The following is a 13,401-nucleotide window of genomic DNA, read 5'->3' as shown; positions in this document are numbered from 1 at the left end:
GAAAGGCAAACCTTGTCGAACCGACGTTTGGCCGCGGTGGTTATCGCCGTGACAGCTCTGCTCGCGGGATGTGTGTCCCGCACGGACAACTCGGTCGCCACCGCGGCTCCCGCCACCGTGGCACTGTCTGAATTGTCCGGTCTGACATTGCAAGTCGGCGACCAGAAAGGCAACACCGAGGCGCTGCTGCGGGCGGCGAATGCCTTGGACAACCTGCCCTACCAGGTGGTGTTCTCGACGTTCACCTCGGGACCGCCGCAAGTCGAGGCGGCGACGGCGGGCAAGATCGACTTCGCGATCACCGGGAACACCCCGCCGATCTTCGGGGCGGCGTCCAACGCGAAGGTGAAAGTGGTGTCGGCCTATGACGGCGGCGGTGTGGGCGACCAGATCCTGGTGCATGCCGATTCACCGATCAAGACGGTGGCCGACCTGCGGGGCAAGACGATTGCCGTCGGCAAGGGCAGTTCCGCGCACGGCAACATCCTCGGCCAACTCGACAAGGCCGGGCTGTCGCCGTCCGACGTGAAATTGGTGTTCCTGCAGCCCGCCGACGCCTTCTCCGCGTTCACCCAACACCAGGCCGACGCGTGGGCGATCTGGGACCCGTACACCGCGCAGGCCGAGGCGCAGGTGCGGGTGCGCAGCATCGCGCAGGCAAAGGACGTGACCAACGGTTACTGGTTCGGCGTCGCGTCGGATCAGGCGCTGGCGGATCCGAAGCGCAACACCGCTCTACAAGACCTGTTGGTGCGCTTCGAGAAGGCGGTGCGCTGGGCGCAGGATCATCCGCAGCAGTGGGCGGATAGCTACGCCGCCGACGTCGGCCTCGATCCGAAGGTGGCCGCCGTGGCGCAGGGTCGCAGCCTGCGGCTGCCGACAGAGCTGGACGACGAGATCGTGGCTTCTGAACAGAAGCTGGCCGACCTGTTCGCGGCCTCCGGCCAAATCGCCTCTCCGGCACCGAAATTCGCCAATTGGGTGGACCGTCGCTACAACGACGCGCTGCGCCCCCTGTTCGCAAGCACGAATTGAGAAGGCTATGGCTGCAAAATTTTTCTGGTTCCTGCCCACCAACGGCGACAGTCGCTCGATCGTCGGCGCGTCGCATGCGTCGTCGCATCACACCGTGCCCGCGAACTACCGCGCCCCAAGCCGGCGTTATCTGGCCGAGGTGGCCCGCGCCGCCGACCGCCTCGGCTACGAAGGCGTGCTCACCCCGACCGGAACGTGGTGCGAGGACGCCTGGTTGACCGCATCGGCGCTACTGGCCGAGACCGAGCGACTGAAGTTTCTGGTCGCGTTCCGGCCCGGGTTGGTGCCGCCGACGCTGGCCGCGCAACAGACGGCGACGCTGCAGCGATTCTCCGAGGGCCGCGTGCTGCTCAACATCGTCAGCGGCGGCGACGACCTCGAGCAGCGCCGGTTCGGCGATTGGCTCAGCCATGACGAGCGCTACGTCCGCACAGGCGAGTTCCTGCACATCGTCAATTCGATTTGGCGCCAGGACTCCGTCGACTTCGAGGGCAAGTACTACTCGGTGGCCGATGCGCGGGTGTCCGCACCGCCGGATCCGCTGCCACAGATCTACTTCGGCGGCTCGTCTCCGGCCGCCCTGCCGATCGCCGCGCAGTACGTCGACGTCTATCTGACCTGGGGTGAGCCGCCGCAGGCCGCCGCAGCCAAGATCGCGGCCGTGCGCAAGCTCGCCGAGGAGCGCGGCCGCAGCATGCGGTTCGGTATCCGCCTGCACACCATCAGCCGCGACACCTCCGCGGCGGCGTGGGCCGTCGCCGACGAGTTGCTGGCCGAGCTCACCCCCGACCAGATCGCCAAAGCCACTGAGCTGCATGCCAAGTCGCAGTCCGAAGGGCAGCGTCGGATGACCGCGCTGCATGGCGGCCGGGTGGACCAGTTGGAGATCTACCCGAACTTGTGGGCGGGTGTCGGGCTGGTTCGCGGTGGGGCGGGCACCGCGTTGGTCGGCAGCCACGAAGAAGTCGCGAACCTCATCTACGAGTACCACTCGCTCGGCTTCGACGAGTTCATCCTGTCCGGCTATCCGCACCTCGAGGAGGCCTACTGGTTCGCCGAGGGCGTGCTGCCGCTGTTGAAGCAGAAGGGCGTCGCCTAGCACCCGCGAGCAGCCGCAAAACTGCCCATTTTTCGCGAATTTGCGGCAGTTTTACGTCTGCTCGCGGATAGAACTAGACCCGTGGACGAGTGGTTTGAACGCAGCCCGTTCGTCGGGTTCGCGCCGTGGATCATCTATTGGGTTGTCGCCGACGGACCGAGCACCTGGATGTTCGGCGCGATATGCGCGGTGATCGCGGCGCTGACGCTCGGGGTGTCGGCAGGCCGCGGCGGACCGCGGCTGCTGGAAGTGGTGACCATCCTGTTCTTCGTCGCGGTGACGATCGCAGGCATGGTCGTCGGCGCCGAGGACCGCGACTGGATGGATACCTACGCCACCACGCTGTCGAGTGGCGTGCTCGCGGTGATGTCGGTGGCGTCGCTGGCGTTCGTACCGTTCACCGCGCAGTACGCGCCCGAGGGCGGACCACGCGACGACTGGGAGAAGGCGGCGTTTCGCCGCATGAACCGGGTACTCACGCTGATGTGGGCGCTGGTCTTCGCGCTGATCGCCGTCCTCGGCTACGTCGCCGTCGACGCACCCGAAACCGCCGGTTGGACCAAGGCGGTGATCCCGGTCGTGGTGATAGTCGGCGCGATCGGCATGACGCAGATCTATCCCGCCCGCGCACGGGAGAGCGCCCGACCGGTGTGACGGACCGCTATTATCTGCGTATGAATGCAGATAAGCAGGTCTGTGCGCGCCGGTTGGCTGACGAACAGGCCGACCTGGTGGTCGAGGTGTTCCGGATGCTGGCCGACGCCACCCGCATTCAGCTGCTGTGGGCGCTGGCCGATCGCGAACTCTCGGTCAACGAACTCGCAGCACGGGTCGGCAAGCCAGGGCCGTCGGTGTCGCAGCATCTGGCGAAACTGCGGATGGCACGGCTGGTGCGGACCCGCCGCGAGGGCACCCAAGTGTTCTACCGACTGGAGAACGACCATGTCCGTCAACTCCTCACCGACGCCGTGCACAACGCGGAGCACGCGGCGGGCGGCGTGCCAGCACACCACCTCGACGACAAAGAGTTGCGGGTGCTGCACGAGGAGGCGACCGGCTGATGGGACTTGGTCACAGCCACGACCACAGCCACGCCGTCGACGACGCGTTGCGTGACAGCGACGCGGGCATCCGTGCGGTCAAGGTCAGTCTGTTGGTGTTGGGCCTGACCGCCGCCGCCCAGTTGGTCATCGTGGTGCAATCCGGTTCGGTCGCATTGTTGGCCGACACCGTGCACAACTTCTCCGACGCGCTGACCGCGGTGCCGCTGTGGATCGCGTTCGCGATCAGCAGGCGTGCCGCCACCCGCCGGTACACCTACGGCTTCGGCAGGGTCGAGGATCTCGCAGGCCTGTTCGTCGTCGCGATGATCGCGATTTCCGCCGTGATCGCCGCGGTCGAGGCCATCCGCAGGCTCATCGACCCCGTCCCGCTGACCCACCTGGGCTGGGTTGTGGTGGCGGGCCTCGTCGGATTCCTCGGTAACGAGGTGGTGGCGCTGTACCGGATCCGTGTCGGCAATCGAATCGGTTCTGCGGCGCTGCGGGCCGACGGATTGCACGCGCGCACAGACGGTTTGACGTCGCTGGCTGTCGTCGTGGGCGCCGCCGGGGCGGCGCTCGGGTTCCCGGCGGCCGACCCGATCGTCGGACTGGTGATCGCCGCGACCATCGTCGTCGTTCTGGTCTTCGCGGCGCGCGACGTGTTCGGCAGGCTACTGGATCGCGTCGATCCCGAACTGGTCGACAACGCCGTGACCGTGTTGGCGGCCAGGCCCGGTGTCCGCGCGGTGCGCCGGGTCAGGATGCGGTGGGTGGGTCACCAACTCGAGGCCGACGTCGAACTCGACATCGATCCGTCTCTGAGCCTGGCCGAGGCGCACACCATCGCCCACGGAGCCGAACACGAACTGGCGCACAGCAATCCGAAGCTCAGCTCGGTGATCGTGCACGCCTATCCGGCGCACGCGCTCAGCAGCTGAACATTTCGCCGATGTCCGGCGGGGCGGTGGCCGGCTGTAAGCACCCGAACACCTGCACACCGGCGTCGCTGAACCGCGCCGCCGATTGGTGCGCGTAGTTGACGCACATCAGCCCCGCCTGATCGCTTCGGCAGCGGTAGTCGCCGAACGCCAGCGACTGACCGTACGGCAGTTCGGCGCCGGTGCCCGCGTCGAACCGGCCCGGGTCGCCGTGTACCGATCCGATCTGCACGCTCATCCCGTCGAAGTCGACCCAACCGCCCTTCCACTCGCCATAGGCGTCGTCAGGCCGCGGCGGCGGGTCCTTCAGATCCACCAGGCACGCCAATGCGCCCGCACTGTGCGCAGAGTCGGTCATGCAATTGGTCTTGCCAGACGGGGTGACGAAGGCGACGTCCGCGCCGAGATCCGTCGTATCCCCGCCGCGCGAGGCGGAGTGGAATTGCGCCGGGTCGGCGGGCGTGCCGGCTTCCACCCAGGCGATGACATCACTCATCGGCGCGCCAGGGGCGGGTGCTTTGGCGGGGGTGGGCGGCGTCGTCGTGGGTGCAGCGCGCGTCGTGCTCGGTGGGCCCGTCAGCGAAGGGGTCGCCCGCTCGGCCTCTCCGCCGACCGAGTGCGAACATCCCGCCACCAGCACAGACGCCGCGATGAGGGCAGCAATCCGCATAACGGCCAAGGCTAGCGGGCCGACACGCGATCGGAGGCCAGGCGCGGCGGCCAGGCTCGTTCGATACCGTCGGAACCATGCACCAACACGTTGTCCGCGCAACCGTCGAGTCGGGCACGGTCGAGGGCTTCACCCGTGACGGCGTGAACCGGTGGCGGTCGATCCCGTACGCCAGGCCACCGGTGGGCCCGCTGCGTCTACGTGCACCACAGCCCGTCGAGCCGTGGCGCGGCGTGCGCTACTGCCACGGCTTCGGCTACTGCGCACCGCAGCAACGGATGTACACGATGCTCGGTCCCGGCAAATACCAGCCGATGGGGGAGGACTGCCTGACGCTCAACGTCGTTACTCCCAAAGGGCAGGCAGAACAGCCGCTGCCGGTGATGGTGTTCATCCACGGCGGCGGCTACTTCATGGGCAGTTCGGCGACGCCGATCTACGACGGCGCAGCGCTGGCCCGCAAGGGTTGTGTGTACGTCTCGGTCAACTACCGACTCAATGCGCTGGGCTGCCTCGACCTGTCGTCGCTGTCCACCAAGGACATCAGGATCGACGACAACCTGTTCCTCCGCGACTTGGTGATGGCGCTGCGCTGGGTGCGCGACAACATCGCCGTGTTCGGCGGTGACCCGGACAAGGTGACCATCTTCGGCGAGAGCGCGGGGGCACACGCGGTCGCCACACTGTTGGCTGTTCCCGAGGCCGAAGGCCTTTTCGCGCAGGCGATTTCGGAGAGTCCGGCCGCGGGAATGGTCCGGTCTCCCGAGATCGCGACCGAATACGCAGCGAAGTTCGCCGCGCTACTCGGCGCAGGCAGTGGCGACGGTGCCCAGGCCGTGATGGCGGCCAGGCCCGCAGAGCTGGTCACCGCGTTCGACCGGTTGGTGCGCCAGGGCCAGCGCGAGATGCTCGGCGCGTTCGCGGCGGGCCCGACGCGCAACACCGAGTACCTACCGCTCGATCCGGTCGAGGCGATGCGGGTCGGCGCGGCGCATCGGGTGCCGCTCATCGTGGGCACCAACGCCGAGGAGGCCCGACTGTTCGGCCGGTTCCTCAAGCTGTTGCCGATGACCGAGCCGACCATCGAGCGACTGCTCGCGGCGGTTAAACCCGATGAGCGCGAACGCATTACCGCCGCATACCCCGGCTACCCGGACCCCGCGGCATGCATCCAGTTCGGCAGCGATTTCGCATTCGGGTCCGCGGCGTGGCAGATCGCGGAGGCGCACAGTCAGCACGCGCCAACGTACCTGTACCGCTACGACTACGCCCCGCGAACGCTGCGCTGGTCGGGGCTCGGGGCCACGCACGCCACCGAGTTGTTAGCGGTGTTCGACGTCTACCGCACAACATTCGGTCGGTTGCTCACTGCTGCGGCGGATCGCGGATCGGCGCTGCGGGTTAGCGACGACGTGCAGGCGCGGTGGCGGGCGTTCACCCGCACCGGTGTGCCGGGGCACGATTGGCCTGCCTACAGCACCGAAGACCGCGCGGTGATGGTGTTGGACCGGCGGCCCCGCGTCGAATACGACCCGCACGCCGATCGCAGACAGGCGTGGGCCGACTTCTCGCTGGCGACCGGATGAGAGATGCTCGCCCGAATCGGCTGCGCGGCCAGCCGCGGATGTGATTGCGTGATTCGGTGGCTCACCCACTGGACCCGCTGACGGGCGATGAGTTCAGGACGGTCGCATCGATCCTGGACCGTGAACACGGGGTCGACCTGGGCTGGCGGTTCGCGTCGATCGAACTCGCCGAGCCCAGCAAGGCGGAACTGCGTGCGTTCGACGACGGGGGAGCCCGGCCGCCGCGGCGAGCGACCGCAGTGTGCCTGCAGCGGTCCACCAACGCCACCTACAAGAGCGTGGTGTCGTTGACCGATGACCGGGCCGAGTCGTTCGAGCACATCCCCGGTGTGCAGGCCAACTTCACCGTCGACGAATTCGTCGAATGCGACCGGTTACTGCGCAGCCATCCCGACGTGATCGCGGCACTCGCCAAGCGCGGCATCACGAACATGGATCTGGTGTTCTTCGACACCTGGACCTACGGCGACGCGGTGCTGCCCGAGGAGTACCGCAACCGGCGGCTCGGCTGGTCGGACAGCTGGCTCAAGGCCGGGCCAGGCGCGAACCCGTACGCGAATCTGGTCAGCGGTCTGCATTGTGTGATCGACCTCAACGCCATGGAGTTGCTTCGCGTTGAAGACTCCGGTGGCGTCGAGACACCTGACGTGATGGGCGAATACGTGCCCAGCCGCATTCCTGAGGCCATCCGCGCCGCATCGCGACGCGAACCACTCAAGCCGCTGCACGTCACGCAACCCGAGGGACCGTCGTTCACGCTGGACGGCAACCTGCTGCACTGGCAGAACTGGTCGTTGCGCCTCGGCTTCAACTATCGCGAGGGCTTAATCCTGCACACCGTGCGCTACCGCGACGGAGACCGGAATCGGTCAGTGGCACATCGCTTGTCGTTCGCCGAGATGATCGTCCCGTATCGCGATCCCTCGGTGGACCACTACCGGCGCACCGCATTCGACATCGGTGAGTGGGGCCTGGGCTTCATGACCACCTCGCTGGAACTGGGCTGCGACTGCCTCGGCGAAATCCGCTATCTGGACGCCGTTCTGCACGACAGCTTGGGTGAGCCGTACACCATCGCCAACGCGATCTGCATACATGAAGAAGACGACGCGGTGCTATGGAAGCACGTCGACCACGACGTCGGCGCCGAGGTGCGCCGGTCGCGGCGACTGACCATCTCGTTTCACGTGACGGTGGCCAACTACGAATACCTGGTGTACTGGCGGCTGTACCAGGACGGCACCATCGAATGCGAGGTTCGGGCGACCGGTATCATGGTCACCACGCCGCTGGCACCAGGACAACCACACCCGAACGGCACGCTCGTCGACGAACGCACGTATGCGCCGTTCCACCAACACTTTCTGGTCGCGCGGCTGGACATGGACGTCGACGGCAGCGACAACACCGTGTACATGACCGAGTCGCATCCGGAACCGGTCGGCCCAGATAATCCGCACGGTCTGTCGCTGGTGGTACGTAACGTGCCGTTGCGCACCGAGAGCCAGGCCAAACAGGACGTCAACTTCGCAACACAACGCAGCTGGAAGGTGGTCAACACCAACGTGGTGAACGGCCTTGGCACGCATCCGTCGTACAAACTCGTCCCAACGGGCGCGATCCCGCCGATGTTCGATCCGGAATCGCCGTTGATCGAACGCGCCGGGGTCATCGGCCACACCCTGTGGGTGACACCCAACCGGTCCGACGAACGTTGGCCCGCAGGTGAGTTCGTCAACCAATCGGCACACGACACCGGGCTCGGCCGGTGGACACGGGCCAACAGGTCGATCGACAACACCGATATCGTGCTGTGGTATGTATTCGGCATTCACCACATCACCCGGCCGGAAGACTGGCCGGTGATGCCCGTCGACGTGGTGTCGTTCTGGCTCAAGCCGTTCGGCTTCTTCGACCGCAACCCGTCGCTCGACGTCGAGGGCGCACACACCCAGGCGACCAGTGCACACCACTGACATCATCGAGCGGCCTACCGATCTGACGGCTGAGTGGCTGGCCGCGGCGCTCGGTGCGCCGGTGCGCGACTTCGCCTTCGACCGGATCGGCACCGGCCAGATGAGCGAGTGCTACCGCGTCGAACTGAGCTACGCCGACGGCGAGGACGGCCCCGTCTCGGTGGTGCTCAAGGTCGCGGCGACCGATCCGGTGAGCAGGCAGACCGGTCTGGCACTGGGCCTCTACGAACGGGAAGTGCGGTTCTACACCGACATCGCACCTGGTATCGACGGGCCCATCGCCCCCTGCCACCACGCCGGGATCAACACCGAGACCGGCGCTTTCCACTTGCTGCTCGGCGACGCCGGACCTGCGGTGGTGGGCGACGAAATCCGCGGAGCGACAGCCGAACAGGCGATGCTCGCGCTGTCGGAGCTGGGCCGGGTGCACGCGCCGCTGCTCGGGGACACCGCGATGGCGAACGCCGAATGGCTCAACCGCGAGTCACCCATGAGCCAGGCGTTGATCGGCCAACTGTACGCCGGATTCGTCGACCGGTACCGCGACCGCATCGCGCCCGAACACCAGGAGGTGTGCGAGCGCCTGGTCGCGAGCTTCGACGCCTATGTGGCAAGCGAATCCGCCGCGCAGCGCCCACACGGACTGGTGCACGGCGACTATCGGCTGGACAACATGCTGTTCGGTGAGACAGCCGCCGACCGGCCGCTGACGGTGGTGGACTGGCAGACGGTCACCTGGGGCCCCGCGTTGACCGACGTGGCGTACTTCCTCGGCTGCGCACTGCCCGACGAAGTCCGTCGCGAACAATACGAGGCGCTGCTGCGGGTCTACCATGACGCACTCGGCGAGAATCCCGCGCTGACGCTCGACGAGGTGCGCGACGGTGTGCGCCGGCAGAGCTTCTTCGGGGTGATGATGGCGATCGTCTCGTCGATGCTGGTCGAGCGGACCGACCGCGGTGACGAGATGTTCATGGTGATGCTGCAACGGCACTGCCAGCATGTGCTCGACACCGATGCGCTGGCCGCCCTACCGGAACCCGTTGCCCTAGAACCGCTCACCCCTGCCGCTGACGACGAGGGTCCACATGAGGCGACCGACGAGTCGCTGTGGAATGAGAGCTGGTACTTCGACTTCGCCGACCCGGACCAGGGCCTTGGCGGCTGGATTCGGTTGGGGCTGTACCCCAATCAGCGCACCGCGTGGATCAACGCGCTGCTGTGCGGGCCCGATTTGGCCACCGTGGCGCTCAACGACTTCGAGGCCGAGCTGCCCGACGACGCCGCCGCGGTGCGCACCGACCGACTCGAACTCACCTTCGCTGCAACCGAACCGCTGCAGACGTACCGGGTGACGGTGCGGGGACAGGGGCAGCGCTACGAGGATCCGGCGGCGCTGCTGCGCGGTGAGGCGGGCACACCGACCGAAGTGACGATGGACCTGGTGTGGTCGACGGCCGGAGTGCCCTACCTGTACCGCGTCACCCCGCGCTACGAGATCCCGTGCACGGTGTCCGGCACCGTCACCATCGGCGACCGCGACGTTCAGGTGCGCGGTGTCGCGGGCCAGCGCGACCACTCGTGGGGCGTTCGGGACTGGTGGGCGATGGACTGGGTGTGGAGCGCGCTGCATCTCGACGACGGCACACACCTACACGGCGTCGACATCCGTATCCCCGGCGCCCCACCGTTCAGTGTCGGATATGTGCAGTCGACCGATCGTCCACTGGTGGAGGTGCCGGCCAACGCGACGCGGGAAGCGTTCGCAGACAACGGGTTACCGACAGCAACCACCATCACCTATGGCGACGTCACCGCGACGATCGACATCCGCGGGCACGCCCCGGTGCTGCTCACCGCGCCCGACGGCCGCATCAGCCACTTCCCGCGGGCATGGGCGACGGTCACCACCGACGACGGCCGCACCGGAGTCGGCTGGGTCGAGTGGAACCGCAACCAGCCCTGACCCCTTCTCCGCGAGTGACCGCGTCTGTACATCGACACGCCGCGAAACCCTGTGCAAAAGCGGTCCCTCGCGTAGGTCAGCATGGCCAGTCGCAGCCCGTCAACTCCGCGGACAGCTGCCACAACCGGCGGGCCGCCACCGGATCGCGGGCCTTCTTCCGTAACCGGGTGACACGTGGCTTGCCCCACTGGTTGAACCGCGGCGCGAAATACGTCCCGCTCGGCAAGTCGCTGCGCACCGCTTCGAGCGTGGCGCGCGCACCCTGAGCCGGGGTATGCAGCATGCGCCATACGATATTTCGCTCGCCCACCGGGAGTTCCTCCGCGGCGCGCCTGGTGATGCCGCTGTCCGTCATCCCGGGATCCGACGCGTAGGCACGGACACCGCGGGCCGCGAGTTCGTGCACGAACAGCAGATTGGCGATCTTCGACTCCGCATACGCCGCGGTGCGCGCGTACCTCCTGCGCTGCCAATTCAAGTCATCGAAATGCAGACGCGCGAAGTGGTACATCGCGCTGGCCACCGAGATGACCCGGTCGGTGATCTTGTCGGCGAGCAGACATGTCAACGCGAAGTGGCCGAGATGGTTGGTCCCCATGTGCGCCTCGAAGCCGTCTGCGGTCCGCGTCAGCGGCAAGTTCATCACGCCGGCGTTGTTGACAAGCACATCAACGGTTTTCACCGATTCGGCGAACGCCCGCACGCTGGCCAGGTCGGCGAGGTCGAGTTCGGCGACCGACACGTCACCCGACATCGCGGCGGCGGCCTGGTTGGCCTTGACGAGGCGGCGGCAGGCAAGGACGACGCTGTGGCCGTCGGCGGCAAGGGCCGCGGCAGTGGCTCGTCCGACGCCGCTGTTGCCGCCGGTGACGATGACACGCATCAGCGCGGAGCGTACATCAGCAGGCCAACACCGATAAGGCTCACGGTGGCACCCGCGATGTCCCAGCGGTCGGGCCGGAAGCCGTCGGCGACCATGCCCCAGACCAGTGAGCCGGCGATGAACACCCCACCGTAGGCGGCCAGCACCCGGCCGAAATGCGCGTCGGGCTGAAACGCGGCGACGAATCCGTAGGCGCCGAGCGCGATCACCCCCGCACCGGCCCAGACCCAACCGCGATGTTCACGTACGCCTTGCCACACCAGCCACGCGCCGCCGATCTCCAGCAGTGCCGCGAGCACGAACAGGGCGATGGATTTCAGCACGACCACGCCCCACAGCGTGCCGCGAGTGACCGCAAAATGTACGCAGAACACGGCGTGTCGGCGTACAGCAATGGTCGCTCGCCGAGCGAAGTCAGCCCAGTAGGTGGGCGCTGTCGTCGTCCAGGTCGTCGCGGGTGAGGCCCATCGGCGTCGCCGCGGGCACATCGCCCGCCGCGACCACTCTGCGGGTGATCGGCGTGAGCGCCAGAAACAGCCGCTCGACTTCGTCGTCGGACAACGCGTCGAGTGCCGCGAGCGCCAGCGTGTCGGTGGTGTCCTCGATGCGCTGCTTCAACTCCCGACCGGCGTCGGTGAGCGCACCGTTGGCGTCGAGCAGGCCTCGCTCGGCCAACTGCGACCGGTACCGCTCCCACGTCGCGTCGTCATAGTCGCGGCTGCGCATGATCATCTCCGCGGGTACTCGGCCCGCGGCGGCATGCAGCACATTGCACTCCCGTCCCGAAACCCCCAGCGTCGCGAGGACCGCGACGTGTCCGTCCCCGCGGTGTTCGCGCAGCAGAGTCGTCGCGTGCCACAGCCGGGCAACGGGGTCGTCGGGCCAATGCAGAGCGAGGTTCGCGGCGAACAGCGGCCTGCCGTCAAGCGGGGCGCTCCGCGCCGCCTTCTCGGCCAGTTCCGCTGCAGCGGCGGCTTCGTCATCGGTCACGCCGTAGCGGCGCAGCGCCTCGACCGCCGAATCTTCGCGGATGCGCAGCGCGTCTTCCGGTGACGCGACGTCCCATGCCGCGGGCAGCGCCTTGGCGACGCGTTCGGGGGCGAAGTTGTAGAACGCGGCCGTGACGACCTGAGCGGGCACCACCCCGAACGGCGCGGACCGTGCGGCGAAGTAGCTCATCCAAAATCCGCGAAATCCCAGCTGGTCGAGGGCCGTTCGGGCCTCCGGCGCGAAATACGTGACGCCGTGCACCGGTTCGTAGCGTTCGAAGAACCGGCGGGCAAGGGAAGGATGTCTGGTCACTTCTGCAGTTAACCATCACCGTCAGTGCGCGACTTGTATGGTCCCTGCAATCGCCCGGTGCCGGTGCTGATCAAGCGCGGTGCGCAGACAACCTGGAGGGCACGCCGGGCAACACTGTCGACTGCGCGATGGTCACCGGCGCCGAAACGGCGGCGTTCGCGGAGTCTTAGGCCGGGTCCGAAAACTCCTCCGCCACAGCCGATACCGCCTCGTCGATGATGGCGCGCATGGCCCGCTCGGCGCCTTCGTCGTCACGCAACCGGATCGCGCGCGCCACCTGGTCGTGCAGTTCGATCGCGGCAGGGTTGGGCGAGTCCGGCATCATGCCGTGGTGAGTGCGCCCTGCGAGCACCTCGGCCACCACACCGTTGAGTGCACGGAACATCTCATTGCCGCTGGCTTCCAGCAGGGTCTTGTGAAAGATCTTGTCCGCCAAGAGATATGCCTCCAGGTCGCCGGAGCGGCCGTGTACCACCATGTCCGATACCGCAGCCGCCATGATCCGGCACTGGTGCGGGTCGGCGCGTCTGGCGGCCAACGCCGCAGCCGCGGGCTCGAAGCCGCGACGCAGTTCGGACAGCGACACCAACTGCGCGGCGCGGTCCCCGGCCTCCAGTCGCCAGCGAATGAGCCGAGGATCGAAGACGTTCCACTTCGGTGCCGGCTGGATCGTGATGCCGACCCGACGGCGCGACTCCACCATGCCCATCGACTCGAGCACGCGAATCGCCTCGCGGGCGACGCTGCGTGACACCCCGTGCTCGGTGCTGACCCCTTCCAGGGTCAGGACCTGCCCCGCCGGGTACGTCCCGGACACGATGGACGCCCCCAGCGCGGTGAGCAAATTGCCGTGAAGTGCACCGGCGTTTGCCTCAGGAGCCACACTTACATCTTGTCATAGCT

Annotated in this window: 13 protein-coding genes; 8 read left to right on the top strand and 5 right to left on the bottom strand. The window is 67.2% G+C overall.

The window, feature by feature from the left end; genetic code table 11:
- The first annotated feature begins 12 nt into the window (after positions 1–12).
- From A5724_RS12590 to A5724_RS12570, 5 genes are all read left to right on the top strand, one after another.
- A complete protein-coding gene (locus tag A5724_RS12590; protein ID WP_067801641.1) occupies positions 13–1,035 on the top strand; it encodes an ABC transporter substrate-binding protein in 1,023 nt (340 codons plus the stop codon).
- 7 nt (positions 1,036–1,042) lie between these two features.
- Positions 1,043–2,134 (top strand): LLM class flavin-dependent oxidoreductase, encoded by a 1,092-nt coding sequence (locus tag A5724_RS12585; protein ID WP_067801636.1) that lies wholly within the window; start codon positions 1,043–1,045, stop codon positions 2,132–2,134.
- An 81-nt stretch (positions 2,135–2,215) separates the two neighbouring features.
- Positions 2,216–2,788 (top strand): hypothetical protein, encoded by a 573-nt coding sequence (locus tag A5724_RS12580; protein WP_197518632.1) that lies wholly within the window; start codon positions 2,216–2,218, stop codon positions 2,786–2,788.
- A 20-nt stretch (positions 2,789–2,808) separates the two neighbouring features.
- Positions 2,809–3,195 (top strand): metalloregulator ArsR/SmtB family transcription factor, encoded by a 387-nt coding sequence (locus A5724_RS12575; protein ID WP_067801973.1) that lies wholly within the window; start codon positions 2,809–2,811, stop codon positions 3,193–3,195.
- Positions 3,195–4,115, top strand: coding sequence for a cation diffusion facilitator family transporter (locus tag A5724_RS12570; RefSeq protein ID WP_067801629.1), 921 nt, complete (start codon positions 3,195–3,197; stop codon positions 4,113–4,115). Before A5724_RS12575 ends, A5724_RS12570 begins: the two co-directional genes overlap by 1 nt.
- Here the strand turns inward: A5724_RS12570 and A5724_RS12565 are convergent.
- Positions 4,105–4,785, bottom strand: coding sequence for a hypothetical protein (locus A5724_RS12565; protein WP_067801627.1), 681 nt, complete (start codon positions 4,783–4,785; stop codon positions 4,105–4,107). The two genes, A5724_RS12570 and A5724_RS12565, sit on opposite strands and share 11 nt — an antisense overlap.
- Positions 4,786–4,862: 77 nt before the next feature.
- Between A5724_RS12565 and A5724_RS12560 the strand changes: the two genes are divergently transcribed.
- Genes A5724_RS12560 through A5724_RS12550 form a run of 3 tightly spaced genes read left to right on the top strand, consistent with a single transcriptional unit; the run spans position 4,863 to position 10,313 of the window.
- Entirely contained in the window at positions 4,863–6,371 is a 1,509-nt protein-coding gene (locus A5724_RS12560; RefSeq protein WP_067801625.1) for a carboxylesterase/lipase family protein, read from the top strand.
- A 56-nt stretch (positions 6,372–6,427) separates the two neighbouring features.
- Positions 6,428–8,347 carry a primary-amine oxidase gene (locus tag A5724_RS12555; RefSeq protein WP_067801970.1) on the top strand — a complete coding sequence of 640 codons (1,920 nt, stop codon included), beginning with the start codon at positions 6,428–6,430 and terminating at the stop codon, positions 8,345–8,347.
- Positions 8,334–10,313: a phosphotransferase gene (locus A5724_RS12550; protein ID WP_067801623.1), complete on the top strand. Its 1,980-nt coding sequence runs from the start codon at positions 8,334–8,336 to the stop codon at positions 10,311–10,313. The genes A5724_RS12555 and A5724_RS12550 overlap by 14 nt, the downstream gene beginning before the upstream one ends.
- A 76-nt stretch (positions 10,314–10,389) precedes the next feature.
- Here A5724_RS12550 and A5724_RS12545 read toward each other — a convergent pair whose 3' ends face one another.
- The 4 genes from A5724_RS12545 to A5724_RS12530 form a co-directional block, all read right to left on the bottom strand.
- Positions 10,390–11,196, bottom strand: a complete 807-nt coding sequence (locus tag A5724_RS12545) for an SDR family NAD(P)-dependent oxidoreductase (RefSeq protein WP_067801620.1) — start codon at positions 11,194–11,196, stop codon at positions 10,390–10,392.
- Positions 11,196–11,534 carry a YnfA family protein gene (locus A5724_RS12540; protein ID WP_067801963.1) on the bottom strand — a complete coding sequence of 113 codons (339 nt, stop codon included), beginning with the start codon at positions 11,532–11,534 and terminating at the stop codon, positions 11,196–11,198. Before A5724_RS12540 ends, A5724_RS12545 begins: the two co-directional genes overlap by 1 nt.
- Positions 11,535–11,610: 76 nt before the next feature.
- The gene (locus A5724_RS12535; RefSeq protein WP_067801618.1) at positions 11,611–12,498 is read right to left on the bottom strand and encodes a hypothetical protein; all 888 of its coding nucleotides are present in this window, start codon (positions 12,496–12,498) and stop codon (positions 11,611–11,613) included.
- A gap of 166 nt (positions 12,499–12,664) precedes the next feature.
- Entirely contained in the window at positions 12,665–13,381 is a 717-nt protein-coding gene (locus A5724_RS12530) for a FadR/GntR family transcriptional regulator (RefSeq protein ID WP_067801616.1), read from the bottom strand.
- Between the last annotated feature and the right edge of the window lie 20 nt (positions 13,382–13,401).

The sequence above is a fragment of the Mycobacterium sp. ACS1612 genome, from assembly GCF_001667505.1.
Lineage (GTDB): Bacteria > Actinomycetota > Actinomycetes > Mycobacteriales > Mycobacteriaceae > Mycobacterium.
The sequence above is the reverse complement of the archived record's forward strand: the minus strand, read 5'-3'. Positions and strand labels throughout refer to the sequence as shown.